Here is a 25,819-nt window from a genome sequence, read left to right as displayed (position 1 = left end):
CGATAGGCTCGGGGGGCCCGATGCGGAGCCCATGGCCTGCCCGGATGGTGGAATGCAGACACGGCGAGCTTAAACCTCGCTGCCCCTGCTGGGGGCGTGCCGGTTCAAGTCCGGCTCCGGGCACCACCGTTGTCACGGCTCCTGCCTCTCTCGGCTGCCTCCGCCCACTGGGCGAGGAGGCGTTCGCACCCGACGGCGCGTCAGGCGTGGTCCGCGACGGGCCTCCTCCCGCGTCCCGGCGAGGCGGGGACGGTGCCGCCCGGGCGTGGGGGGTGCGGGTGCGCGGGGCGGTCGGCGTGCTGGGCGACGGTGACACCTTCCGACCACACGCCGGCGAAGCCGGCCCGGGTGCGCGGGCTTCCCTCCGGTTCGCCGTATCGCGTCCCGCGGGCTCACCGGCCCGGCCGTCCACACCGACGGCGGGCTCGAGGGCTGGGGGCCGGCTCCGGTGCCGGATGGTCACGAGGGGGGCCGAAGCGGCGCCGGGCGGTCACGACGGGGGCCGAAGCGGTGCGACGCCCGCGCGCGTCCCGGTGCCGGGGCCGGCCCCCGACGTCTCCGGCCGGCACGTGACCGTCGGAGGAGGCGCCGGGAAGACGTCGGAAGGCATCGGGGAGAAGGGCCGGGACGGGGCCCGGGAGGCGCCGGCGAGGACGCCACCGGTGGCGGGGGCGGGTGATCTCCGGCCGGTCCCGGGCGGGTACCGGGTCGGTCATGGTCCGGTTCCCTGCGATGAGGGGAATCGCATGGTCGCGTAGCGTGTTGTGCAGCACGACGAGGGAAAGATCCTTCTCAGGCATGGGGGTCATTCCTTTGCTTACCTATTACTCTTGAGCCCAAGGCCATGCTGTGTGGCCATGGAGGAGTGAAATGAGGAGCAGAAACCCGGTCTTCTCGCGACGGGGGTTCAGCCGCGACAACGGCTACGCGGGCTTCAACACCGCGCCGCAGGCCGGGGGTCCCGCTGTCGCCACGCAGGGCAACCCGTACGCGCAGCCCACCGGCAACCCGTACGCGCAGAACCCCTACGCACAGAACCCGTACGGTCAGCAGGACGTGCAGCACGGCGCGCCGCCGCAGGCGCCCGCCGCCGCCGACCGGATGACCATCGACGACGTCGTCATGCGCACGGGCACCACGCTCGGCGTGCTCGTCGTCTTCGCCGCGCTCGCCTGGGCCCTGCTGCCCGTGGACGACGCCAACCTCGGCCGGTCCTACGGCATCGGCATCGGCGCCGCGCTGATCGCCATGGTGCTGGGCTTCGTGCAGGCCTTCAAGCGCAAGGCGGCACCCGCGCTGATCCTGACGTACGCCGCGTTCGAGGGTGTCTTCCTCGGCGTCATCTCCAGCGTCGTCGACAACCGCATCGCCGACGGTGCGGCCATGCAGGCCGTGCTGGGCACCATGGCGGTCTTCGTCGGTGTGCTGGTGGCGTACAAGGCGGGCTGGATCCGCGTCAACCGCCGCTTCTACGGCTTCGTGATGGCGGCCGCGCTCGGCTTCATCCTGCTGATGGCCGTGAACCTGCTGTTCGCGGTGTTCGGCGGCGGTGACGGCCTCGGCTTCCGCAGCGGCCCGCTCGGCATCATCTTCGGTGTCGTCGGCATCATCCTCGGTGCCTGCTTCCTCGCCCTGGACTTCAAGCAGGTCGAGGACGGCCTCGCCTACGGTGCCCCGCGCGAGGAGGCGTGGCTCGCGGCCTTCGGCCTCACGCTGACGCTGGTCTGGCTCTACCTGGAGTTCCTGAGGCTCATCGCGATCCTCAACAGCAGTGACTAGCGGCCGGTGACCAGCGCTCGACGCGTCTGATCCACCGGTACGTACGGCGAAGGGCCCCGGGTTCACCCGGGGCCCTTCGCCGTGGTGCGGACGGGGCGGGTGGCGGACGGTGGGCGGGGCGTGGGCTCAGCGCAGATTGCGCGCGGCCCTTCTCAGGTCGTACTCGTGGACGATCGCCTTGGCGTGGCCGTACGCCAGGTCGTACTCGTGGCGGAGCCAGCTGACCTTCTCCTCGAAGCGGAAGAGCGACGGGCCCTCCTCCTCGACGGTGCGCAGCCAGTCGGAGACCTCGCGACCGGTGCACTGCGGGATGCGGGCGAGCATGTTGCGGTGGGTCTCCTCGGAGAGGACTTGGGACATCGGCGCCTCCAGAGCAGGGGTGTGAGCCGGTCCTTCAGATCACCGTGCCCGAGCGGCCGCCCGTTGGCAACAGTCCTGTCGTGCCGCGTACGCTCACCGCGTGGTTGATACGACGCCCCTCACCCGTGCCGTGGATCATTTCGCCGACCGCCTGCGGGCCGCGCCGCAGAGCCGGCTCCAACGGGGGGCCGCCGCCGAGGCGCTCGCCCTGGCCAGGGAACTGGCGTTGTGGACCCAGCGCGTGGAGGAGCCGGGCACCGAGCCCCGCGAGATGCCCGACGCGGGCATGTTCGCCGCCGCCGACCAGGTCACCGTCGCCGGTCACGACCTGGCGCTCGTGCTGGAGGACGAGGACGAGGTGGCGGAGGCGCTACGGCTCGTGGAGGAGGCGCAGAAACGCGCCGGGGTGTAGGGCCGGGAACGGCCCGGGCGCACACCGGCGCGGGAAAAGGCACGGGCGGACAGCCGGGCACGAGGACCGGGCGGACAGGCCGGAACGGGCGGCTCAGAGGGACGCGATGACGCGGTCCGCCAGGATGTAGACGTTCTCCTCGCCGCAGGCGAAGGTCAGCGTGTACGCGCCCGAGACGCCGGAACCGCCCAGCAGGAACGGACTCCGGCCCTCGCGCACGGCCGCGGCCAGCCGTTCGGCGGTCTCCCGGTGCCCCGGCGTCATGCACAGCGTGGTGCCGTCGGCGAAGACGTAGACGTCCAGGGTGCCCAGCGGGCCGGGGCGGACGTCGGTCAGTTCCACCTCGCAGGAGGCCAGCTCCTCCAGCGTGGAGACGGTGCGCTCGTGGTCGTTGACGACCGGCGACGCGTTCGGGACGAAGTCCGGGTGCGAAGGGTGGCGACGGCGGGCCGCGGCCAGTTCCGGGGACTCGGTGGGCGTAACGCCCTGGACGAAGTCCTTCGGGGCGTACTCGTCGGCGTCGGCGCCCGGCTCGGTCCCCTGCTCCAGACCCGTGAGGTCGGCCTGCCGCGGCATGAACAGCTCACTGTCGGCCAGGCCCAGCAGGGACGGCGCGTCGGAGACGTCACGCGACTCCTGGGCGGCCCAGAACGCCCGTGCCTCGGCGAGCTCCCGCTCCCGCTCCTCCGCGAGCGCCTCGGCCACGGCCGCGCGTATCTCGTCGGCGTGGGCGGAGCGGGCGGCGGGCAGGAGCGCGCGCGTGGCGGCGGCGCGGTCCTTGACCAGCTCGGCGTGCAGGGCCGCGACCTGTCGGCGCAGCACCAGAATGCTGCGCAGGACAGCGACGCCCACGGCGCCGGTTGCGGCCGTGGTGACCAACAGGGCGATCGGCATGGCGCTCACTGACGTACTCCCGGTTCAAAGTCGACCCCCGACTTCCTACATCAGCTTGAAGGGTGGACTAACCATCTGTCAGTGCGTAACGTCACGAAACGGACAGAGTGTGGTTTCCAGGCTGGGTGGGGGCAGAGCTCTGACCTGCGTGAATCACCGCGGCGAGGGAGATAGGTCACATCCTGGGGGAGATTGGATCACGAAACGGCCCGGAACCCCGGTGGTGCGAGGGTCCCGGGCCAAGGCCTCACCGAACGTTCTCTTCCGGCCACTCTGCGCGCTCCTGCGGTCTCGCGGCAGGTGTGGCCGATCCGGTCAGCCGAGGCGCTCGATGACCATGGCCATGCCCTGGCCGCCGCCGACGCACATCGTCTCCAGGCCGAACTGCTTGTCGTGGAACTGGAGGGAGTTGATGAGTGTGGTGGTGATGCGTGCGCCGGTCATGCCGAACGGGTGGCCGACGGCGATCGCGCCGCCGTTGACGTTCAGCTTCTCCAGCGGGATGCCGAGCTCGCGGTAGGAGGGGATGACCTGAGCGGCGAACGCCTCGTTGATCTCCACCAGGTCGATGTCGTCGATGGTGAGGCCGGCGCGGCGCAGCGCCTGCCGGGACGCCTCGACCGGGCCGAGGCCCATGATCTCGGGGGAGAGGCCGGAGACGCCGGTGGAGACGATCCGGGCGAGCGGGGTCAGGCCCAGCTCGCGGGCCTTGGTGTCGCTCATGACGACGAGGGCTGCGGCACCGTCGTTGAGCGGGCAGCAGTTGGCGGCGGTGACCATGCCGTCGGGGCGGAAGGCGGGCTTGAGGCCCGAGACGCCCTCCAGGGTGACGCCGGCGCGCGGGCCGTCGTCCTTGGCGACGACCGTGCCGTCGGGCAGCGTCACCGGAGTGATCTCGCGCTCCCAGAAGCCGTTCTTGATGGCTTCCTCGGCCAGGTTCTGCGAGCGGACGCCGAACTCGTCCATGTCCTGCCGGGTGACGCCCTTCAGGCGCGCCAGGTTCTCGGCGGTCTGGCCCATCGCGATGTAGGCGTCCGGGACGAGGCCGTCCTCGCGCGGGTCGTGCCAGGTGGTGCCCTCCTGCTCCGCGACGGCGGCGGTCCGGGCCTCGGCCTCGGCGAAGAAGGGGTTGCGGGTGTCGGGCAGGCTGTCGGAGTTGCCCTTCGCGAACCGGGAGACCGTCTCGACGCCGGCCGAGATGAAGACGTCGCCCTCGCCGGCCTTGATGGCGTGCAGCGCCATGCGGGAGGTCTGCAGGGACGAAGAGCAGTAGCGCGTGACGGTGCAGCCGGGGAGGTGGTCCATCCCCATCTGCACGGCGACGACGCGGCCGAGGTTGTTGCCCTGCTCGCCGCCGGGGAGGCCGCAGCCGAGCATCAGGTCGTCGATGTCCCCGGGGTCCAGCTCGGGGACCTTGGCGAGGGCGGCCTGGATGATCGACGCGGTCAGGTCGTCCGGGCGCACCTCCTTGAGGGAGCCCTTGAAGGCGCGGCCGATGGGGGAACGGGTGGCAGAGACGATCACGGCTTCGGGCATTACGGCTCCTGGGGCTACCGGGTGGTTGGACAGGGCTGCAGGGGAAGTTACCCGGACGTAGTGGCGGGGTCACGGGGCGCGCGGTGTGACACTGGCCGCAATGTACTAAGCGCTTGCTTTGGCCTGGGGCTCCCCGGATTCCGTGGGCTCCCCGGATTCCCCGGATTCCCCGGATTCCGTGGGTTCCTCCGCCGGAGCGGACCGCGCCCCGGCTTCCGGCTCCCACACCCGGCGGCGCTTGCGGCGCTTGAGGAGCGCCCAGGGGCCCCTGGGGCCCCTGGGCAGGGCCGCGGTGACCTCGGTGCCCGCCTCCGACGCGGCCTCGGCCGCGGCCCGGGCGACGGGGAGGAAGCCCTCGCGGCGTGCGGCGTCGGGCCGCTCGTCCTGGGCCGGCCACAGGCCGAGCACGGCGCAGACCGTCGGCAGGACGGCCATGGCCGCCGTGGCGTACCCCTCGGCGGAGGGGTGGTAGCTGTCGGGGCCGAAGAGCTCGCGGGGGTTGGCGGCGAACTCGGGGCCGAGCAGGTCGCCCAGCGACACCGTGCGCCCGCCCTGCTCGACCGCGCCGATCGTCTGGGCCGCCGCCAGCTGCCGGGAGGTCCGCCGGGCCAGCCAGCGCAGAGGCTGCTGGACCGGCTCGATCGTGCCCAGGTCGGGACAGGTGCCCACGACGACCTCCGCACCCGCCGTGCGCAGCCGGCGCACCGCCGCCGACAGGTGACGGACGGAGCGCGCGGGCGGCACGCGGTGCGTGACGTCGTTGGCGCCGATCATGATCACGCAGATGTCGGGCACCCGGGACGGATCCGCCAGGGCCCGTGTCACCTGCCGGTCCAGGTCGTCGGAGCAGGCCCCGGGTGCCGCCACCGTGCTCAGCCCCACCGGCCGCTCCGCGACCGCCGCGACCCCCGACGCCAGCAGCGCGCCCGGGGTCTGACCGGCCCGGTGCACGCCCTGGCCGGCGGCCGTGGAGTCGCCCAGCATCGTCAGCCGCAGCGCCGGCAGCCCGGGCACCGTGTAGACGGCGCCGTACAGTCCGTCCGCGTTCGGTACGTTCGGGCTCCTGCCGTTGCCCACACGGCGTCGCGCCAGCCGGACCTCGGCCAGCAGCAGCCCGACGCCGGCCGCGCCGGCCAGGCCGATGCCCCCGCCGCCGTACGCGGCACCGGCCGCGATCCGCCGGGCCACCCTCGCCCTCGACGTCCTCGTCATGCCTCGCCGCCACCTCCTTCGAGCCGTACCGCTGGACAGCCTCACTGCCGTACACCCAGTGCTTGCCCCGTACGGACCGTGATCCAATCCTCGCGGTGGGTGAACGACCCGGGAGGGCCGGGCCGGGCCGGGGCGGGGCGGCCCGGGGTGCGGGCCCGGGTGCGGGTGCGGGTTCACGGACAGGGCCCGGAGCAGGCTCTAGGCTGGCATCACCACTTCAACCACACCTTTTGCAGCATCCGGAGACAACGGTGCAATTCCACGACTCGATGATCAGCCTCGTCGGCAACACCCCGCTGGTGAGGCTCAACAACGTCACCCACGGCATCGGGGCGACCGTCCTGGCCAAGGTGGAGTACTTCAACCCCGGCGGATCGGTGAAGGACCGCATCGCCCTGCGCATGATCGAGGCGGCGGAGAAGAGCGGAGAGCTGCGGCCGGGCGGCACCATCGTCGAGCCGACCAGCGGCAACACCGGCGTCGGCCTGGCCATCGTGGCCCAGCAGAAGGGGTACAAGTGCATCTTCGTGTGCCCCGACAAGGTCTCCCTGGACAAGATCAACGTACTGCGGGCGTACGGGGCCGAAGTGGTCGTCTGCCCGACCGCCGTGGACCCCGAGCACCCCGACTCCTACTACAACGTCTCCGACCGGCTGGTCCGTGAGACGCCGGGGGCCTGGAAGCCGGACCAGTACTCCAACCCCCACAACCCGCTCTCCCACTACCACTCCACCGGCCCGGAGCTGTGGGAGCAGACCGAGGGGAGGATCACCCACTTCGTGACCGGCGTCGGGACCGGCGGCACCATCTCCGGGACCGGGCGTTACCTCAAGGACGTCAGCGACGGCCGCGTCCAGGTGATCGGCGCCGACCCCGAGGGCTCCGTCTACTCCGGCGGCTCCGGGCGGCCCTACCTGGTGGAGGGCGTCGGCGAGGACTTCTGGCCGACCGCCTACGACCGGACCGTCGCGGACGAGATCGTCCCCGTGTCCGACAAGGACTCCTTCCAGATGACCCGGCGCCTCGCCAAGGAGGAGGGCCTGCTCGTCGGCGGATCGTGCGGCATGGCCGTGGTCGCGGCGCTGCGGGTCGCCGAGCGGCTCGGCGAGGACGACGTCGTGGTGGTGCTGCTCCCGGACAGCGGGCGCGGCTACCTCAGCAAGATCTTCAACGACGAGTGGATGGCCGACTACGGCTTCCTCGAGGACACCGGCCCGAGCGCGCGGGTCAGCGCCGTCCTCGACCACAAGGAGGGCGGCCACATGCCGTCCCTCGTGCACATGCACCCCGACGAGACCGTCGGGCAGGCCATCGAGGTGCTGCGCGAGTACGGCGTCTCGCAGATGCCGGTCGTCAAGCCGGGCGCCGGGCACCCGGACGTGATGGCCGCCGAGGTCGTCGGCTCGGTGGTGGAACGGGAACTGCTGGACGCGCTGTTCAGCAGGAGCGCCTCGCTCGACGACCCGCTGGAGAAGCACATGTCCGCCCCGCTGCCGCAGGTCGGCTCCGGTGAGCCGGTCGCGGACCTGATGGCCGTGCTGGGCAAGGCCGACGCGGCGATCGTCCTGGTCGAGGGCAGGCCGACCGGTGTGGTCAGCCGCCAGGACCTGCTCTCCTTCCTCGCCAGGGACGGCAAGTGACCGTCGGCACCTGACGGGCGCGGGGGCGGACGGCCGGCGGGACGTCCAGGGGCGGCCGGCGCCCGCCGTCCGGGAGCGCACCGGCCGTGAACGCCGGGAGCCGGGCCGTACGTGATCTTCGTGGACTTCGCGGAAGTGGTACGTGGGCGTCACGTGCGCGCAGCACTCGCTTAACACCGGTCCGGCAGATTGGTCGTTGTCGGCGGGCAGGGAGCGGCTCCCCTTCCCGGCCGACAGGGAACGGCGTCACAGGACCTCCGGAGCGGCTCCCGGACCTCCATGGACGCCAGACGCGAGACCCGGCCCGACCGGCCCGCGTCGCTACGCGGGGACCACCGTCGTCCCGCCCCCCGGTAACGGGGGTGCGGTGGTCCCCGCGTCACCCCGTTCGGCATCCCGCGATCCCGTTCGGCCGTCCGCGCCCGGCCCGTGTGCCCGTCCTCGGCCCGTGTGCCCGCCCCGTGCTCAGTCCTCCCAGGCGTCGTCCTGCCGCCGCTGCCCGCGGTGGCCGAACAGGCCCGGGTTGCTGCGGGCCGCCTGGACGGCGTTCACGCCGACGATGCCCAGCCAGGCGGCCAGCAGGCCGGGCAGACCGGCCACGCCGCCGCCGATCGCGGACAGCGGCACCGCCAGGACCAGGGAGACGATCCCGAAGCCGAACCGCTCGCCCCAGGTGTCCGTGGCCCTCGGCGACCGGGAGTCCCGGGCCACCGTCATCTGCTGTTCGGCGAGCTGCCGGCGCACCCGGCGCTCCACCGCACTGTCGATACGCTGGTCGACCTTCTCCAGGAACGAGTCGACCAGCGCGGACTCGTACTCGTCGCCCAGTTCCCCGCGGGCCCGCAGGGTGGCGTCGAGTTCCTTCTTCAGATCGGTGTCCCGCGCATCCATTCCGGTCATACGGACCACGGTAGGCAGCCCGGCCGCCCGGGGCACTGGGGACAGCCCCCCTTGTCGGCGGGGGGCTGTCCCACTCCCGGTCGTGCGCGCCCCGCGTTCGCCTGTATAACGGCATACAGGGAGCACGGTGGGTGAATAGACCGTGTGGGCAGCCGGGCAGCCGGGCAGCCGGGCAGCCGGAGCCGGTGAACAGGTCGAGGGGAAGCCACGTCATGAGCGTCACCGAAGGGCCTGCCGCGCGCCTGCAGGCGCTGTTCGAGGGGCACCGGCTGACGCCGACGCAGCGGCGCATCGCGCACAGCATGGTGCGGCGCGCCGCCGACGTGCCGTTCCTGTCCAGCGTGGAACTGGCCGACCTGGCCGGCGTCAGCCAGCCCTCCGTGACCCGCTTCGCGGTCGCCCTCGGCTTCGACGGCTATCCCGCGCTGCGGCGGCATCTGCGCGAGGTCGTGCCCTCCGGGCCGCCGGCGCCGGACGCCGGTTCGTACAACGAGTACCAGCAGGCCGTCGAGGCCGAGATCGAGAACCTGCGGCACCTGGCCGAGGTGCTCGCCGATCCGGAGCCCGTGCGGCGGGCGGGGCGAATCCTCGCGGGCAGTCGGCCGCTGCCCGTGCTCGGGCTGCGCGCGGCGGCGGCACAGGCCCACGGCTTCGCCTACTTCGCCGCCAAGGTCCACCCCGACGTACGGCTGCTCAACGAGGGCGGCACCATGCTCCACGACCGCATCGACGCCGCCGCGGCGGCCGGAGCCGGAGCCCTGCTCTGCTTCGCGCTGCCCCGGCACCCCCGGGAGGTCGTCGACGCCCTCACCCACGCCAAGGAGACGGGGCTGACCGTCGTCACCGTCGCCGACTCCGCCTTCGCGCCGGTCGCCAAGGTCTGTGACCTGCTGCTGCCCGCCGCCGTCGGCACCGGGCTCGCCTTCGACACGGCGTGCGCGCCGATGTTGCTGGGCCGGGTGCTGCTGGAGGCGATGTGCGACGCCCTGCCCGACGCCCAGGCCCGCCTGGAGGAGTTCGACACGAAGGCGGCGACGCGCGGCCTGTTCGTGGAGTGACGGCGCCGGGCGCGGGTCCTTGCGCGGTATCTCAGATTTCTCTCACCTCGAGTCACTAATCTGCGCTCCGGACCCTACGGACGCTCCACTGCAGTGGGACGGGAGGCTGGACGTGATGCGCGGAGGACAGATGCGCGGAGGGCAGGGGCTGGCTCGGGTGGCCGTGGTCGTACGGGCCGGGGCGGCGCCCCTGTGGTGGCTGGGCGTGTGCGCGGCGGGCATCGGCCTGCTGGTGCCGGGGCTGACCGGCCGCCGGATCGGCGTGTCGGCCGGGGCCGCGCTGTTCCTCGTGGCCCTGGCCGTGGTGGCGTACGCACGGCGCGGGCGGTACCGCGAGCTGGCCCGGTCGGCGGTGCGGGCGGGCAAGCACGACGTGCTCCAGGACCGCGCGGTCAGTGTGCGCACCTGGCGGCGCCGGTACCGCTGGTGGCTGCTGCCGGCCTTTCTCGCCGCCCTGGGCAGCGGGTTCGCGGTGCCCGCGGCGGGCGGTCTGCTGCTTGCCGGGTGCGGTGTCGGCCTGTGGCTGAAGGCGTCCTGGATCGGCCGTCTGGAGCAGGCCGACGAGATCCTTCTGTGGGTCCGGGTCGACTGGTTGAACGGCGGCGCGGGCAGCCCGGCCGGCAAGGCGGTCAAGGGCTACCGCACCACGGGCATCGCGGCGGGCGACGCGACCCCGGGCGGCGCCCGCCGCAGGGCCTCGGCCCTGACCTGACCCGGCCCCGGCCCCGGCCTGACCCAACCCGGCTGATGTGGCTGGGCGTTGCTCGGTCCGGTTGATCCGGCCCGGTCTGGCTCGGTTCGGTCCGGTGTCACCAGGCCCCTGCCCGGCCTGCCCGGCCTGGTGATCAGGTGGTCAGGGCGTCGGGGTGGGCGCCACCCGATTCGGCCACGATCTCCTCGACGGTCTGAGCCGGGCGCACGAGCGCGAACGCGACCTGGCCGGGGCTGTCGGCGGTGAAGCCGTGGACGGCCGGGCGGGGGAGCGAGTTGTACCCGTAGTGGTGGGCGAAGCAGTACGCGCCGGTGTCCAGCACCGCCACGTGGTCGCCCTGCTCCAGCAGCGGCAGCGGCTGCCCCCGGGCGAGCAGGTCGCCCGCGAAGCAGGCCGGCCCCGCCACGTCCTGCGCCACCGCCGGGCCTTCCTTCGGCCGCCCCTCGGCGTCGTACGCGGCGATCCTGAGCGGCCACGCCCCCGGCGCGTACACCGTCCGTGTGACCACCTGCACGCCCGCGTGCGTCACCGCGACCGGACGCCCGCCGGCGCTCTTGGCGTACTCCACCCGGGCGACGACCGTGCCGTGCTTCGCCAGCAGCGACCGCCCGAACTCGGTGACCAGCCCGTACCGCCCGTCGAACAGCCCCGGCACGGTCTCCTTCAGCAGCCGCGCGTACCGCGCGTACGTCGGACCGGCCGCCTCGGAGGTGAAGTTCACCGGCAGCCCGCCCCCGATGTCGACGGTGTCGACCTGCTGCCGCCCCGCGCGCCGGTTGATCTCCTCGGCCAGTGCGTACGTCTGGGCCACCCCCCTGGCCATCAGGGGCAGGGCGACGCCCTGGGAGCCGGTGTGCGTGTGCAGCCGGGTCAGCCACGGCCGGTCGAGATACGTCCGCACGACCCACTCCCGCGCCCCTTCGTCGCGCAGTGCCACACCGAACTTCGAGGTCGTCGTGGCGGTGGACAGCGCCTCGATGGTGCCCCCGCCGACCTGCGGGTTCACCCGGATGCCGAGGGCGGAGCGGAGGCCGGCCGGCCGTTTCGGGGCGTCGGCCACCAGGGCGTCGATGCGCGCCAGTTCCTGCGGGTTGTCCGCGTTGACGGCGACGCCCAGGGCCAGCGCCTCCCGCAGCTCGGCCGGTGTCTTGGCGGGCGAGTCCAGCACCGTCCGGGCCGGCGGCACCCCCGCGGCCCACGCCAGGGCCAGCTCGCCGGGGCTGGCGACCTCGGCCCCGATGCCCTCCGCGCGCAGCAGCCGCAGCACCGGTACGAGCGGGGTCGCCTTCACCGCGAAGGCGTGCAGCACGGGGGTGCCGGACGGTGTCACCGCCGCGAAGGCCTCCCGCAGCTCGGCCGCCGACTCCCGGATGCCCGTGACGTCGAGCAGCGCCACCAGGGGGTGCGCGGGACCGAGCAGTCCCTGCGCCACGGCGGCCCGCACCGCCGCGTTCCGCCGGGCCGCCCGCCCGGCCCCCGCCGCCCGCTCGTCGTCCTCGCCGTGGCCCGCCTCCGGCGCTCCGCCGTCGTCTCCCGTGCCCGTGCCTGTGCCTGTGCCTGTGCCCCTGCTCGTGTCGGCGCCCATGTCCTCAGCCAAGCACCGTCGGGTGCTCCGTGCCGACACGGCCGCATGCATTGACTGACCCTATTCAGTCTGTAAAGGTGTGAATAACTGTAGTAAGTGCGGGAGCCGGCCACCAGGAGGCAGACCATGTCAGAACCCCGCCCGCCCGTCCGCGCCCCGCGCGGCACGCACCTGAGCGCCCTGGGCTGGCCCCAGGAGGCCGCCCTGCGCATGCTGCAGAACAACCTCGACCCCGAGGTCGCCGAGCACCCCGACCGGCTCGTCGTCTACGGCGGCACCGGCAAGGCGGCCCGCGACTGGCGCTCCTTCGACGCCATGGTCCGCACCCTGAGGACCCTCAAGCAGGACGAGACGATGCTCGTCCAGTCCGGCCGTCCCGTCGGCGTCATGCAGACCCACGAATGGGCCCCGCGCGTCCTCATCGCCAACTCCCACCTCGTCGGCGACTGGGCCAACTGGGAGGAGTTCCGCCGCCTGGAGGCCCTCGGCCTGACCATGTACGGGCAGATGACCGCCGGTTCCTGGATCTACATCGGCACGCAGGGCATCCTCCAGGGCACCTACGAGACGTTCGCCGCCGTCGCCGCGAAGAAGTTCGGCGGCACCCTCGCCGGGACCATCACCCTGACCGCGGGCCTGGGCGGCATGGGCGGCGCCCAGCCGCTCGCCGTCACCATGAACGACGGTGTCGCGATCTGCGTCGACTGCGACCCGCGCGCCATCGACCGCCGCATCGAACACGGCTACCTGGACGTGCGGGCCGACTCCCTCGACCACGCCCTCCGCCTGGCCACCGAGGCCCGTGACGCCCGCCGCCCGCTGTCCGTCGGTGTGCTCGGCAACGCCGCCGACGTGGTCCCGCGGCTGCTGGCCGGGGGCGCCCCCGTCGACATCGTCACCGACCAGACCTCCGCCCACGACCCGCTGGCCTACCTGCCCACCGGGATCGCCTTCGAGGACATGGCCGACGCCGTCGCCGAGGACCCGGCCGGTTTCACCGCCCGCGCCCGCGAGTCCATGGCCCGGCACGTCGAGGCGATGGTCGGCTTCATGGACGCCGGGGCCGAGGTCTTCGACTACGGCAACTCCCTCCGCGGCGAGGCCCGACTCGCCGGATACGAGCGCGCCTTCGCCTTCCCCGGCTTCGTTCCCGCGTACATCCGCCCGCTGTTCTGCGAGGGCAGGGGGCCCTTCCGCTGGGCCGCTCTGTCCGGCGACCCCGCCGACATCGCGAAGACCGACCGGGCCGTCCTCGACCTCTTCCCCGAGGCCGACTCCCCGCAGAACGCGTCGCTCGCCCGCTGGATGCGCCTGGCCGGGGAGCGGGTCCGCTTCCAGGGCCTGCCCGCGCGCATCTGCTGGCTCGGCTACGGCGAGCGGGACAAGGCAGGAGAGCGGTTCAACGACATGGTCGCCTCCGGGGAACTGTCGGCCCCCGTCGTCATCGGCCGCGACCACCTCGACTGCGGCTCCGTCGCCTCCCCGTACCGCGAGACCGAGGGCATGCTCGACGGCTCCGATGCGATCGCCGACTGGCCGCTGCTCAACGCCATGGTGAACGTGGCGTCCGGGGCCTCCTGGGTCTCCGTCCACCACGGCGGCGGTGTCGGCATGGGCCGCTCCCTGCACGCGGGCCAGGTGACGGTCGCCGACGGCACGAAGCTCGCCGGCGAGAAGATCCGGCGGGTCCTGACCAACGACCCCGGCATGGGCGTCATCCGCCATGTGGACGCCGGCTACGACCTCGCGGACTCGGTCGCGTCGGAGCGGGGCGTACGGGTACCGATGCGCGAGGGATCCGAGGGGGCAGAGGAGGCCGAAGGGGTCGGGGGACGTGCGGGCCGCGAGGGTGAGGGCGCGTGACCGGGTCCTTCGGGCCTCCCGTGCCCCCCACCTTCCAGGAAATGTGGCGTGAGCTGCTCCCTCTCGGCCGCCACTCCGGCTCCGGCGGCTATCGGCGCTATGCCTGGACCGGTGCGGACACCGAATGCCGGGCCTGGTTCGCCGCGCAGGCCGAACGGCGTGGACTGCGGCTCGACGTGGACCGGAACGGGAACCAGTGGGCCTGGCTCGGTGACCCCGCCGACGGGGACGCCGTCGTCACCGGGTCCCACCTGGACTCCGTGCCGGACGGCGGAGCCTTCGACGGACCCCTCGGCGTGGTCTGCGCCTTCGCGGCCCTCGACGAACTGCGCCGGAGAGAGGGGAGGGACGGTACCCGGCGCCCCCGGGGCCGGGACCCGTTCCCCCGCCCCCTGGGCATCGTCAACTTCGGCGACGAGGAGGGCGCCCGCTTCGGGCTCGCCTGCGTCGGCTCGCGGCTCACCGCCGGACAGCTCACCCGCGACCGGGCGCACCGCCTCACCGACGGCGACGGGATCACCCTGCCCCGGGCGATGGAGGCCGCCGGACACGACCCCGACGCCATCGGCGCCGACCCCGAACGGCTCGCCCGCATCGGCGCCTTCGTCGAACTGCACGTCGAACAGGGCCGTGCCCTCGACCTGTCCGGCGACCGGGTCGGCATCGCCAGTGCCATCTGGCCGCACGGGCGTTGGCGGTTCGACTTCCGCGGCGAGGCCAACCACGCCGGCACCACCCGCCTGGCCGACCGCCGCGACCCCATGCTGCCCTACGCCGAGACCGTCCTCGCCGCCCGCCGCGAGGCCGAACTCGCCGGTGCCGTCGCCACCTTCGGCAAGATCGCCGTCGAGCCGAACGGCGTCAACGCCATCCCCTCCCTGGTGCGCGGCTGGCTCGACTCCCGCGCCGCCGACCAGACGAGCCTGGACACCGTGGTCGCCGGGGTGGAGAAGGCGGCCCGCGTCCACGCCGCCGCCCACGGCGTGGACCTGGACGTGGTCCGCGAGTCCCGCACACCCGTCGTCGACTTCGACCACGCCCTGCGCGACGAACTCGCCCGCATCCTGGGCCGGAAGAGGGACGACGGGCAGGCGCCGGCCCGGATTCCCGTCCTCGGCACGGGCGCCGGACACGACGCGGGGATCCTCTCCTCGAGCATTCCGACCGCCATGCTGTTCGTGCGCAACCCCACGGGCGTCTCGCACTCCCCGGCCGAGTACGCGGCCGAGGACGACTGCCTGGCCGGGGCGACCGCACTCGCCGACGTACTGGAGGGACTGGTGCACGGGTGACACAGGACAGCGGCACCACGGCGAGCGCCACGGCCGGCCCGGCCACCGGGCGGACGTACTGGCTGGAGCACGCCTGGCTCGGCGACCGGGTCGAGCCGGGTGTGACCGTGACCGTCGGCGTCCGTGGCGACGGCGGCGCCCGGGGCGACGGCCGCGTCACCGCCGTCACCCCGGGCGTCCCCGCCCCGCCCCCCGGGGCCGAGATCCTGCGCGGACTGACCCTCCCCGGGCTGGCCAACGCCCACTCGCACGCCTTTCACCGCGCTCTGCGCGGCACCGTCCAGGTCGGCGCCGGCACCTTCTGGACCTGGCGCGAGGTGATGTACTCGGTCGCCGAACGGCTGAACCCCGAGAGCTACCACCGGCTCGCCCGCGCCGTGTACGCGGAGATGGCGCTCGCCGGCATCACCGCCGTCGGCGAGTTCCACTACCTGCACCACGCCCCCGGCGGCACCCCGTACGCCGACCCCAACGCCATGGGCGAGGCCCTCGTCGCGGCCGCCGCCGAGGCCGGCATCCGCATCACCCTCCTCGACACCGCCTACCTGTCCGCCGGCTTCGGCGAGCCGCCCACCGCCCCCCAGCGCCGCTTCAGCGACGGCACCGCCGAGGCCTGGGCCGAACGCTGTTCACTCCTCGAGGAACAGGACCACGCGCGGATCGGTGCCGCCCTCCACTCCGTACGGGCCGTGCCCGCCCGGGAGCTGGCGACCGTGGCCCGCTGGGCACAGGAGCGGCGGGCCCCGCTGCACGTGCACCTGTCGGAGCAGACCGCCGAGAACGAGGCCTGCCAGGAGGCGTACGGCCGCACCCCGACCCGCCTGCTCGCCGACCACGGCGTGCTCGGACCGCGTACCACCGGCATCCACAGCACGCACCTCACCGGCCAGGACATCGCGCTCCTCGGCGACAGCGGCACCGGCACCTGCATGTGCCCCACCACCGAACGCGACCTCGCGGACGGCATCGGCCCCGCGGCCGCCCTGCAGCGCCGGGGCTCGCCGCTCTCCCTCGGCTCGGACAGCCACGCCGTCATCGACCTGCTGGAGGAGGCGCGCGCCCTGGAGCTGAACGAGCGCCTGCGCACCCGCACCCGCGGTCACTGGACGGCGAACGCCCTGCTGAGGGCCGCCACCGCCGACGGGCACGCCGCCCTCGGCTGGGACGGGGCGGGCACCATCGAACCCGGCGCCCCCGCCGACCTGACCACCCTCACCCTGGAGTCGGTCAGAACAGCGGGGCCACCGCCCCGGCTCGGCGCCGAGACCGCCGTGTTCGCCGCGACGGCCGCCGACGTACGGCACACGATCGTGGCGGGACGGCACGTCGTACGCGACGGGGCGCACACCCTCGTCCCCGATGTGCCGCACGCCCTCGCGCGCGCTGTCGAGGCGCTGAGGCCCTGAACGCCGCCGGTCGCAACGTCGTCGGCCGCAACGCCGCCGGCCGCCCGAGGACCGGCCGCCGTCCCCGTACCCGCCCCCGCCATCCACGAGGACGCCATGAGCAGCACCGCCATCGTCAACATCGCCACGCTGGTCACCAACGATCCCTCCCTCGGACGGGGGTCCTCCCGCGCGAGCACCTCCGGGAGCGGGGGAACGTCCCCTCTCGGGCTGGTCCGGGACGCGGCCGTCGTCATCGACGGCGACCGCATCGTGTGGGCCGGCGCATCAGGCACGACACCCGCCACCGACCACCGGGTCGACGCCGCAGGCCGGGCCGTGATCCCGGGCTTCGTCGACTCGCACTCCCACCTGGTCTTCGCGGGCGACCGCACCGACGAGTTCAACGCCCGGATGTCCGGCCGCCCCTACAGCGCGGGCGGTATCCGCACCACCGTCGCCGCCACCCGGGCCGCGAGCGACGCGGAACTCGAGACGAACCTGACCCGTTTCCTCACCGAGGCGCTGCGGCAGGGCACCACGACCATCGAAACCAAGTCCGGCTACGGACTGACCACCGAGGACGAGGCCCGCGCGCTGCGGCTGGCCGCCCGCCACACCGACGAGGTCACCTACCTCGGCGCCCACATCCCCGCCCCGGAGTACGCCGACGACCCGGCCGGCTACGTGGACCTGGTCACCGGGAAGATGCTGGACGCCTGCGCGCCGCACGCCCGCTGGATCGACGTCTTCTGCGAGCGGGGCGCCTTCGACGGCGACCAGGCACGCGCCGTTCTCACCGCGGGCCGGGCCAAGGGCCTGCACCCGCGCATCCACGCCAACCAGCTCTCCCACGGCCCCGGCGTGCAGCTCGCCGTCGAACTCGACGCGGCCAGTGCCGACCACTGCACGCACCTCACCGACGCCGACGTGGACGCCCTCGCCCACAGCCGTACGGTCGCGACCCTGCTGCCGGGCGCCGAGTTCTCCACCCGCGCCGCCTGGCCGGACGCCCGCCGGCTGCTCGACGCGGGCGCCACCGTCGCGCTGTCCACGGACTGCAACCCGGGGTCGTCCTTCACGTCCTCGGTGCCGTTCTGTGTCGCGCTCGCCGTGCGGGACATGGGCATGACGCCGGACGAGGCGCTCTGGTCGGCCACCGCGGGCGGTGCGGCGGCCCTGCGCCGCACCGACGTCGGCCGCATCACCCCCGGCGCCCGCGCCGACCTCGTCCTCCTCGACGCCCCGAGCCACGTCCACCTGGCCTACCGCCCCGGCGTCCCGCTGGTCGCGGGCGTATGGCGGCGGGGCGTCCGCGCACTCTGAGCCGTCCGCGCGCCCTCCCCTTCGCGCGCCCTTCCCCCGCGTGCACCCGGATCACCGGCCGGCGGCGGAAAACGCGTTACGCCCCGTACCCGGCCGGTGTCCGGCGCCCGGGGAGGGCGTCCGGCGCCGGCGGAGTGCGGGGCGCGACGCGCGGGGCGCGACGCGCGGGTCGTCCGTGCGGGCCGTGTCCGGTGGCGACCGTGCGGGGTGCGCGGGACGCGGCCGTCCGTCATTCCTCGAGGGTCAGCCCTTTGCGCAGCCGTACCAGGGTGCGTGAGAGCAGCCGTGACACGTGCATCTGTGAAATACCCAGTTCCTCGCCGATCTCCGACTGGGTCATGCCTGCCACGAAGCGCAGCGAAAGGATCTTCCGGTCGCGCGGCGGCAGTTCGGCGATCAGCGGCTTCAACGACTCGACGTACTCGATCCCTTCGAGCCCGTGGTCCTCGTACCCGATCCGGTCCGCCAGCGCGCCCTCGGAGTCGTCCTCCTCCGGCTGGGCGTCGAGCGAGGAGGCGGTGTAGGCGTTGGACGCCGCCATGCCCTCGACGACCTCCTCCTTGGAGATGCCCAGACGCTCGGCCAGTTCGCCCACCGTCGGGGACCGGTCGAGCTGCTGCGCCAGCTCGTCACCGGCCTTGGCCAGGTCGAGCCGCAGTTCCTGCAGCCGGCGCGGTACGCGCACGGACCACGAGGTGTCACGGAAGAAGCGCTTGATCTCACCGATGATGGTCGGCATCGCGAAGGTGGGGAACTCCACACCGCGCGAAAGCTCGAAGCGGTCGATCGCCTTGATCAGACCGACGGTGCCGACCTGGATGATGTCCTCCATCGGCTCGCTGCGCGAGCGGAACCGGGAAGCGGCGAACTTGACCAGGGCCAGGTTCAGTTCGACGAGCGTGTTGCGTACGTACGAGTACTCGTGGGTGCCTTCCTCCAGCGACTCCAGCCGCTCGAAGAGGGTCTTGGACAACGCCCGTGCGTCGACCGGGCCCACCTCGTCAAAAGGGGGGATCTCCGGGAGCCCGACGAGCAGATCGTCGTCCGGGACGACACCCACGTCGTCCTGCTCGATGGGAATCAGATGTTCCGGAGGGAGTGTCGACGTCGCTTCCTGGGTAGGCGGTGCGTCGAGCCGGGGTGACATGATGTCCTCCATCGTTCTCGGCATATGGCAGCCGATGCCGTTACGTGCACTGCGGTGTGCGGCGCCTCCAAAGCCGGCCGTGTCGAGTACGTGTCCCTACTAGCCCTACCCGTTTTCACAAGCCCACCGCAAGTAAGTTCTGTTGGCTTATGTCCGTTTGGGGTCGATTGTTCGGCTGTCGGAGCGCGCTGGAAGGGCGTAATGTTCGACAGCGTCAGTAGCAGCCACGACCGGTGGGAGAGAGAGACGGCATGGACCGCGGGACGGTCGGCAGCGCACAGTCGGGCCGGCTTCTGGTCGAGGTGCGAGAAGAGGGCCTCAGCGCCGTCGTGACCCCGGCGGGTGAGTTGGATCATCACACCGCCGATCTGTTGCGCGAGCCGCTGGAGGAATGCCTCACCAAGGGATTCAAGCGACTCGTCATCGACTGCTCCGGCCTGGAGTTCTGTGACTCCACCGGGCTCAATGTGCTGCTCGGCGCCAGGCTGAAGGCCGACGCCGTCGGGGGCGGGGTGCATCTCGCGGGAATGCAGTCCGTGGTCGCGCGTGTGTTCGAGATCACGGGAGCGGACGCGGTGTTCACCGTCCATGACAGCCTCGAGGCGGCTCTGGCCGACGATTCCGGATGACCGCGAGGGCAGGTCGGCGCCGCCCCGCGGCGGCTTCGAGGGCGGGCGTCCTCCTTCCGGTGCGTCGGGCGACGCGTCGCTCCCCGGCTTTCTCCGCGGGCCCTCTTTCGGGGTGCCCCCGGGCCGTCGCGCCTTTCTTGTGCGAACACGGGGGTGTTCCCTCGGCTGCCTCGGGCAGGAGACAAGCTGAACGTGTCCGCTGCTGCGGTCGCGGGGACGCCGGGAACCGGACGATCCCGCACCGCGTGACTGAGTGAGTACGGATTTTCTTGAATGGTGAACTGGTGAATCGGTGAGGTGAAGCGCTGATGAGCACCACCCGGCCCTACCCGCCGGGCGACCGCGGTCCGGAGCCCAGCGGTGCTTCCGGTATGCCCGGGGGCAGTGCGCCGACGGCGAGTGTGCCCGACGGGACCGTGGCCTCGCCCCCTCCGGGGGCGCAGTCCACGCTGGCGCCCGTGCCGGAGGCATCGGGACCGTCGGGTTCGCCGGGAGGGCGTCAGGTCCGTCGGCTGAGCTTCGAGGACCAGAGCGGCGTCGTTCCCCTCGCCCGTGACTTCACCCGCCAGGCGCTGCACGCGTGGGGCTGGCTGCCCGCCGCCACCGCCGACCGGAGAGCCGCCGCCGAGGACGTCCTGCTCGTCGTGTCCGAGCTGGTGACCAACGCCTGCCTGCACGCCGAAGGGCCGGACCGGTTGAGCATCGTCTGCGACAACAAGGTGATCCGGCTCGAAATCACCGACCGCGGCACCGGTCAGCCGGCACCGCGTACCCCGCACCAGGCGGGGCGGCCCGGCGGGCACGGCATGTTCATCGTGCAGCGGCTCTCCCTCGACTGGGGTGTCGTCCGCACCCCGGGCGTCGAGGGCAAGACCGTGTGGGCGGAGCTCGGGGCGCCCGCCTGACCGGCGGCGCCCTCAGGCTCCGCGGCGCCCTCGGCCCCGCACCACCGCCCGCCCATCGGGGTCCCCCGCCCCCGCCCCCGTCTCCGCATGGGGTCTTCGTCGTCCTCGCCCTCCCCCTCGTGGTTCCCGGCGTACCTCGCCGGGCCGTCCGCCGAACGGGTCCTCCCGAACGGGACCAGCCGCGGCGCACCCCGTACGCCCCGGCTGCAGGCACCGGCGGCCCCACACCCCGCACCCCGCGAACCGGGCCGGCACCGACACGGCCGCGGACGCGGGCTCCCTGCCCCGCCCCGTGACCGCGGCGGGTCCGCCCGCGCCCGCCGCGACGGGAAAGCGCGAAGGGCCCCGCATCCGCGCACGTGCCGGCGTACGTACGGATCCGGGGCCCTCCGGCTCATGAACGCGGCCCGCGGCGAGCCTCACGGCCTCACGGCCTCAGCGGACGCTGCCCATCAGGGACTTGACCTTGCTGCGGTACATCCACACCGCGACACCGGCGACCACCGCGAGGGCGGCCTCCATCGCGACGACGCCCGGCCTGTTCAGGTCGACGCCGGCGATGGAGAGCAGGCCGGTCGTGGCGTCACCGGCGGTGACGGCCAGGAACCAGACACCCATCATCTGCGAGGCGTACTTCGCGGGCGCCATCTTCGTGGTGACCGACAGGCCGACCGGGGAGAGCAGCAGCTCACCGACGGTCTGCGTGAAGTAGATCGCCACCAGCCAGGCCGCCGCCGCCTTGTGACCGCCCTCGGCGATCGACAGCGGGGCGAGGAACAGGAAGAAGGACGCGCCGACCAGCACCAGGCCGGAGCCGAACTTCACGATCGTGCTGGGCTCCTTGCCGCGCCGGTTCAGCGCCAGCCAGAACCAGGCGAAGACCGGGGCCAGCGCCATGATCAGGACCGGGTTGACCGACTGGTACCAGGAGACCGGGAACTCCCAGCCGAGGACGCTGTTGTCGGCCGACGCGGCGGCGAAGATCGACAGGGTCGAGCCGCCCTGGTCGTAGATCATCCAGAACACGGCCGCGGCCACGAAGAACCAGATGTACGCGGACATCTTCGACTGCTCGTCCCGGTCCAGGTCCCGGTCACGCTTGATCCGCACCAGCACCAGCACCGGGACGATCACGCCGAGCAGCGTCAGCGGGACCAGGATCCAGTTCAGCGTGTAGCTGCCGGAGAAGCCGATGACGGCGTAGGCGACGGCGGCGATGCCGGCCCAGAGGGCGGCCTTGCGCAGCGTGGAGGACTTCTCCGCGGCGGACAGCGGCTTGGGCACGACGCCGGAGTGCGCGGCGAGGTGGCGGCTGCCCAGCAGGAACTGGAGCACACCCAGCCCCATGCCGGCGGCGGCGAGTGCGAAGCCCAGGTGCCAGTTGACGCTCTCACCGACGGTGCCGATGATCAGCGGCGCGGCGAAGGCACCGAGGTTGATGCCCATGTAGAAGACGGTGAAGCCGCCGTCGCGACGCGGGTCGTCCGGACCGTCGTACAACTGGCCGACCATCGTGGAGATGTTGGCCTTGAGGAGGCCGGAGCCGATCGCGACCAGGCCGAGACCCGCGTAGAAGGTGCCGGCGGAGGGCAGGGCCAGCGTCAGGTGGCCGAGCATGATGACCGCGCCGGCGACGGCGACGGTCCTGCGCGGTCCCAGGACCCGGTCGCCGAACCAGCCGCCCGGCATCGTGAGCAGGTACACCAGCGACAGGTACACCGAGTAGACGGCCGTCGCCGTGCCGGCGCTCAGGCCCATGCCGCCCGGGGCGACGAGGTACAGCGGGAGCAGAGCCCTCATGCCGTAGTAGGAGAACCGCTCCCACATCTCGGTCATGAAGAGAGTGGCCAGTCCGCGGGGGTGGCCGAAGAAGGTCTTCTCGGAACCGGGGGTTCCCGGTGGGACCGAGTCCTTCGTCAGGCTGGACGCCATGGTCGTTCCTTGTGGGTCGGGACGCGTCGCGTGATGTGTACGCGCCCGGTGGGGGGCTGGCCGGCACCGGCGGGCCCCACCGTCCACCCCCACGCCCCTGGGGAGGCCGCCCCGGATCACGGAGCGGCGGACGGCGACCACCGGGATCCACGCCTCTGCGCGCGTCCGTGCGCGCCGAGGCCCGGCCACAGGTCGTTCCTTCCGGGGCCGGCGGGAGACCGGCCCGCACACGAAAGAGACCTTCGGCGTCAACTGCGCCAAAGGTCCCCGTGGTGCAAAAGGCGTTGATTCAACATACGGCAGGACACTGCCCGAAATGGAAGGACTTGAGACAGGGGTCACAGGTTCCGGAGGGCTGTGGTCACCCGTTCGAAGGTTTTCTCCACGATCCCACCCCGCACTCCCAGGTGCGGCACGCGGGTTCCGGACGTGAGGATCCGGTGTGCTCCGGGTGGGAACCGGCGTCGGTGACCACACCCCGGGCCGTGTCGGTGCGGGACTACCATCAGTCCATGACCCGTGTACTGCTCGCCGAGGACGACGCGTCCATCTCGGAACCCCTGGCCCGCGCCCTGCGCCGGGAGGGGTACGAGGTGGAGGTGCGTGCGGACGGACCCAGCGCGCTCGACGCAGGCCTGCAGGGCGGCATCGACCTGGTGGTGCTGGACCTCGGACTGCCGGGCATGGACGGCCTGGAGGTAGCCCGCCGGCTGCGTTCCGACGGTCACGCGGTCCCGATCCTGATTCTTACCGCGCGCGCCGACGAGGTCGACACCGTCGTCGGTCTGGACGCCGGCGCCGACGACTACGTCACCAAGCCGTTCCGGCTCGCCGAGCTGCTCGCCCGGGTGCGGGCCCTGCTGCGGCGCGGTGCCAGCGAACCGCAGCAGCCGCCCGCGACGCACGGGGTGCGCATCGACGTCGAGTCGCACCGGGCGTGGATGGGCGAGGAGGAACTCCAGCTCACCGCGAAGGAGTTCGACCTGCTGCGGGTCCTGGTCCGGGACGCGGGCCGGGTCGTCACCCGCGACCAGCTGATGCGCGAGGTCTGGGACACCACCTGGTGGTCGTCCACCAAGACCCTCGACATGCACATCTCCTGGCTGCGCAAGAAACTCGGCGACGACGCGGCCAACCCCCGCTACATCGCGACCGTACGGGGCGTGGGATTCCGCTTCGAGAAGAGCTGACGCCGCGGAGGGGGGCCGCACCCCCGTTCGTCGCGCTTCCGTCTCGGACGCCTCGAACACCTCGGACGTCCCGGGCACCTCGGACGTCCCGGACACTTCGGATATGGGGACATGCGCCGCCGACTGATCCAGTCCACGCTCGCCGTGGTGCTCGTCGTGATCGCCGTGTTCGGCGTGTCCCTGGTGATCGTGGAGACCCGTACGATCACCGAAAGCGCCAGGGAGCGGGTCGAGTCCGAGGCGGTGCGGCTCGCCAGCATCGTCGACAGCAGGCTGCTCCTCGAGGAGAAGGTCACCGCCGAGGTCCTCAGGGACCAGGTCACCGAGGACCGCTACGTCGTCGTCCGCCTGCCCGGCAGGGCGCCCATCGAGATCGGCGGGAAGCCGGAGGGCGAGGTCATCGGCGCCTCGGCGTCCGGTGAGGAGGGTGAGACGGTCACCGTCCAGGAGCCGAGCTCCTCGGTGACCCGGGAGGTCGGCCGCACGCTGCTGATCATCGGGCTGGTGGCGCTGCTGGCGGTGATCGCGGCGGTACTGCTGGCGGTCCGCCAGGCCAACCGGCTCGCCTCCCCGCTGACCGACCTCGCGGAGACCGCCGAGCGCCTCGGGTCGGGCGACCCGCGCCCCCGCCACCGGCGCTACGGCGTCCCCGAGCTGGACCGGGTCGCGGACGTGCTGGACTCCTCCGCCGAGCGCATCGCCCGTATGCTGACCGCCGAGCGGCGCCTGGCCGCCGACGCCTCCCACCAGCTGCGCACCCCGCTCACCGCGCTGTCCATGCGGCTGGAGGAGATCACCCTCACCGACGACCTCGAGACGGTGAAGGACGAGGCGACGATCGCGCTGGCGCAGGTGGAACGGCTGACGGACGTGGTGGAGCGGCTGCTGACCAACTCCCGTGACCCGCGGACCGGTTCGGCGGTCACCTTCGACCTCGACGAGGTGATCCAGCAGCAGCTCGCGGAGTGGCGGCCCGCCTACCGCAGCGCCGGCCGCGCGATCGTCACCTCCGGCAAGCGGCACCTGCGGGCCGTCGGCACGCCGGGCGCGGTCGCCCAGGTGCTGGCCGCGCTGATCGAGAACTCCCTCATGCACGGGGGCGGCACGGTCGCCCTGCGCACCCGGGTCACCGGGAACCAGGTCGTCATCGAGGTCACGGACGAGGGCCCGGGAGTCCCCGCCGACCTGGGCGCCCGCATCTTCGAGCGTGCGATCAGCGGCCACAACTCCACCGGCATCGGCCTCGCGGTCGCCCGTGACCTGGCCGAAGCGGACGGCGGCCGGCTGGAGATGCTCCAGGCCAAGCCCGCGGTCTTCGGCCTGTTCCTGTCCCGCACCCCGCCGCAGAAGTCCCGGGACGACCACCGCCACACGGTGCGCTGAGCAGGGAGTACGCCGGCGTGCCCACCGGCCCGGGCCCGGGGGCCTACGGCACGCGCTGCCGGGAGGGCGGCCCGGCGGCCCCGCGCCCGCCCTCCGCGCGCCCGCCCTCCGCGACGGGGACCGCCGCCGCGGCTGCCGCGGCCCCGGGCAGTGCGCGGAACACCCAGGTGCGGTAGGACCAGAACCGGAACAGGGTGGCGACCCCGATGCCGAGGAACTTGAAGATGTTGCTCTGCAGCGGGCTGTCCCAGCCGAATCCGTAGGTCGCCGCGTACAGCAGGCCGTTCTCGATCACCAGGCCGACCGCGCTGAACAGCAGGAACAGCGACATCTCCTTGGTGCGCCCGGACTTGTCGCGGTCCCGGTAGGTGAAGTAGCGGAAGCCCAGGTAGTTGAAGACGATCGCGACGACGGTCGCGACGACGCTCGCCCGCACCACCGGGAGGTCGGTCACCTGCCGGACCAGGTTGAACACGAGGAGATTGACCAGCAGCCCCGCCCCGCCGACCGCGCCGAACTTCACGGCTTCACGGCCGGCCCGGTCGAGGCGCTGCCGCATGAAGCCGCGCGGGGCCGGGGCGCCCGTCGAAGGCTCCGAGGAACCGCGTCCCATGGTCGTGCCGGCCCCCGTCCGTGGAGTGGCGTCGTGGAGCGCCGAGGTGGCGTCAACCAGACCATG

The 25,819-nt window shown here is 72.8% G+C and carries 22 protein-coding genes and 1 tRNA gene; 14 read left to right on the top strand and 9 right to left on the bottom strand.

Annotated elements, in window-relative coordinates; translation table 11 throughout:
• Positions 1-38 precede the first annotated feature (38 nt).
• Positions 39-126 (top strand) — tRNA-Leu (locus TU30_RS19610).
• Between the two features lie 744 nt (positions 127-870).
• Positions 871-1,779, top strand: a complete 909-nt coding sequence (locus tag TU30_RS19605; protein ID WP_042171735.1) for a Bax inhibitor-1/YccA family protein — start codon at positions 871-873, stop codon at positions 1,777-1,779.
• Between the two features lie 126 nt (positions 1,780-1,905).
• Here TU30_RS19605 and TU30_RS19600 read toward each other — a convergent pair whose 3' ends face one another.
• Positions 1,906-2,139, bottom strand: a complete 234-nt coding sequence (locus TU30_RS19600) for a DUF4287 domain-containing protein (RefSeq protein ID WP_042171734.1) — start codon at positions 2,137-2,139, stop codon at positions 1,906-1,908.
• A gap of 100 nt (positions 2,140-2,239) precedes the next feature.
• Here TU30_RS19600 and TU30_RS36550 point away from each other — a divergent pair, with 100 nt between their 5' ends.
• Positions 2,240-2,551, top strand: a complete 312-nt coding sequence (locus TU30_RS36550; RefSeq protein WP_176726225.1) for a hypothetical protein — start codon at positions 2,240-2,242, stop codon at positions 2,549-2,551.
• A gap of 93 nt (positions 2,552-2,644) precedes the next feature.
• Here TU30_RS36550 and TU30_RS19590 read toward each other — a convergent pair whose 3' ends face one another.
• The 3 genes from TU30_RS19590 to TU30_RS19580 all read right to left on the bottom strand — a co-directional run bounded on the left by TU30_RS19590 (position 2,645) and on the right by TU30_RS19580 (position 6,193).
• Positions 2,645-3,454, bottom strand: coding sequence for a hypothetical protein (locus TU30_RS19590; RefSeq protein WP_042171732.1), 810 nt, complete (start codon positions 3,452-3,454; stop codon positions 2,645-2,647).
• A gap of 306 nt (positions 3,455-3,760) precedes the next feature.
• On the bottom strand, positions 3,761-4,981 hold the full coding sequence (locus tag TU30_RS19585) for an acetyl-CoA C-acetyltransferase (RefSeq protein WP_042171731.1): 1,221 nt from the start codon (positions 4,979-4,981) through the stop codon (positions 3,761-3,763).
• Positions 4,982-5,086: 105 nt separating this feature from the next.
• Entirely contained in the window at positions 5,087-6,193 is a 1,107-nt protein-coding gene (locus TU30_RS19580; protein ID WP_234307912.1) for an SGNH/GDSL hydrolase family protein, read from the bottom strand.
• Positions 6,194-6,444: 251 nt separating this feature from the next.
• Here TU30_RS19580 and TU30_RS19575 point away from each other — a divergent pair, with 251 nt between their 5' ends.
• Positions 6,445-7,833 (top strand): cystathionine beta-synthase, encoded by a 1,389-nt coding sequence (locus tag TU30_RS19575; protein ID WP_042171730.1) that lies wholly within the window; start codon positions 6,445-6,447, stop codon positions 7,831-7,833.
• Positions 7,834-8,298: 465 nt separating this feature from the next.
• Here TU30_RS19575 and TU30_RS19570 read toward each other — a convergent pair whose 3' ends face one another.
• A complete protein-coding gene (locus TU30_RS19570) occupies positions 8,299-8,733 on the bottom strand; it encodes a membrane protein (protein WP_042171729.1) in 435 nt (144 codons plus the stop codon).
• Between the two features lie 212 nt (positions 8,734-8,945).
• On the opposite strand from TU30_RS19570, the gene TU30_RS19565 reads away from it, so the two are divergent.
• Both TU30_RS19565 and TU30_RS19560 read left to right on the top strand, forming a co-directional pair.
• On the top strand, positions 8,946-9,791 hold the full coding sequence (locus tag TU30_RS19565; RefSeq protein ID WP_176726226.1) for a MurR/RpiR family transcriptional regulator: 846 nt from the start codon (positions 8,946-8,948) through the stop codon (positions 9,789-9,791).
• A gap of 130 nt (positions 9,792-9,921) precedes the next feature.
• Complete coding sequence (locus tag TU30_RS19560; RefSeq protein ID WP_042171727.1) at positions 9,922-10,503, top strand: hypothetical protein; 582 nt, start codon at positions 9,922-9,924, stop codon at positions 10,501-10,503.
• Positions 10,504-10,636: 133 nt separating this feature from the next.
• Here the strand turns inward: TU30_RS19560 and TU30_RS19555 are convergent, their stop codons facing one another.
• Positions 10,637-12,088, bottom strand: coding sequence for a diaminopimelate decarboxylase (locus tag TU30_RS19555; protein ID WP_042171726.1), 1,452 nt, complete (start codon positions 12,086-12,088; stop codon positions 10,637-10,639).
• A 126-nt stretch (positions 12,089-12,214) separates the two neighbouring features.
• Here TU30_RS19555 and hutU point away from each other — a divergent pair, with 126 nt between their 5' ends.
• The 4 genes from hutU (at position 12,215) to hutI (ending at position 17,954) form a co-directional block, all read left to right on the top strand.
• On the top strand, positions 12,215-13,951 hold the full coding sequence (gene hutU / locus TU30_RS19550; protein WP_042171725.1) for a urocanate hydratase: 1,737 nt from the start codon (positions 12,215-12,217) through the stop codon (positions 13,949-13,951).
• 41 nt (positions 13,952-13,992) lie between these two features.
• Complete coding sequence (locus tag TU30_RS19545; RefSeq protein WP_078878375.1) at positions 13,993-15,243, top strand: allantoate amidohydrolase; 1,251 nt, start codon at positions 13,993-13,995, stop codon at positions 15,241-15,243.
• On the top strand, positions 15,240-16,649 hold the full coding sequence (locus tag TU30_RS19540; RefSeq protein WP_042171723.1) for a formimidoylglutamate deiminase: 1,410 nt from the start codon (positions 15,240-15,242) through the stop codon (positions 16,647-16,649). The genes TU30_RS19545 and TU30_RS19540 overlap by 4 nt, the downstream gene beginning before the upstream one ends.
• A 96-nt stretch (positions 16,650-16,745) precedes the next feature.
• Positions 16,746-17,954, top strand: a complete 1,209-nt coding sequence (hutI, locus tag TU30_RS19535) for an imidazolonepropionase (protein WP_042171722.1) — start codon at positions 16,746-16,748, stop codon at positions 17,952-17,954.
• Between the two features lie 229 nt (positions 17,955-18,183).
• Here the strand turns inward: hutI and TU30_RS19530 are convergent, their stop codons facing one another.
• Positions 18,184-19,113 (bottom strand): RNA polymerase sigma factor SigF, encoded by a 930-nt coding sequence (locus tag TU30_RS19530; protein WP_042171721.1) that lies wholly within the window; start codon positions 19,111-19,113, stop codon positions 18,184-18,186.
• Positions 19,114-19,352: 239 nt separating this feature from the next.
• On the opposite strand from TU30_RS19530, the gene TU30_RS19525 reads away from it, so the two are divergent.
• Together TU30_RS19525 and TU30_RS19520 are read left to right on the top strand one after the other, a co-directional pair.
• Complete coding sequence (locus TU30_RS19525) at positions 19,353-19,730, top strand: STAS domain-containing protein (protein WP_042171720.1); 378 nt, start codon at positions 19,353-19,355, stop codon at positions 19,728-19,730.
• 308 nt (positions 19,731-20,038) lie between these two features.
• On the top strand, positions 20,039-20,635 hold the full coding sequence (locus TU30_RS19520) for an ATP-binding protein (RefSeq protein ID WP_042171719.1): 597 nt from the start codon (positions 20,039-20,041) through the stop codon (positions 20,633-20,635).
• 435 nt (positions 20,636-21,070) lie between these two features.
• Here the strand turns inward: TU30_RS19520 and TU30_RS19515 are convergent, their stop codons facing one another.
• Positions 21,071-22,567: an oligopeptide:H+ symporter gene (locus TU30_RS19515; protein ID WP_042171718.1), complete on the bottom strand. Its 1,497-nt coding sequence runs from the start codon at positions 22,565-22,567 to the stop codon at positions 21,071-21,073.
• 512 nt (positions 22,568-23,079) lie between these two features.
• Here TU30_RS19515 and TU30_RS19510 point away from each other — a divergent pair.
• The gene (locus TU30_RS19510; protein WP_042171843.1) at positions 23,080-23,757 is read left to right on the top strand and encodes a response regulator transcription factor; all 678 of its coding nucleotides are present in this window, start codon (positions 23,080-23,082) and stop codon (positions 23,755-23,757) included.
• Positions 23,758-23,868: 111 nt separating this feature from the next.
• A complete protein-coding gene (locus tag TU30_RS19505; RefSeq protein WP_042171717.1) occupies positions 23,869-25,140 on the top strand; it encodes an ATP-binding protein in 1,272 nt (423 codons plus the stop codon).
• A gap of 43 nt (positions 25,141-25,183) precedes the next feature.
• Here TU30_RS19505 and TU30_RS19500 read toward each other — a convergent pair whose 3' ends face one another.
• A complete protein-coding gene (locus TU30_RS19500; protein WP_042171716.1) occupies positions 25,184-25,753 on the bottom strand; it encodes a GtrA family protein in 570 nt (189 codons plus the stop codon).
• Between the last annotated feature and the right edge of the window lie 66 nt (positions 25,754-25,819).

The sequence above is a fragment of the Streptomyces sp. NBRC 110035 genome (assembly GCF_000829695.1).
Lineage (GTDB): Bacteria > Actinomycetota > Actinomycetes > Streptomycetales > Streptomycetaceae > Streptomyces.
Note: the sequence above shows the minus strand (reverse complement) of the source record. Positions and strands in the feature narration are given on the sequence as shown.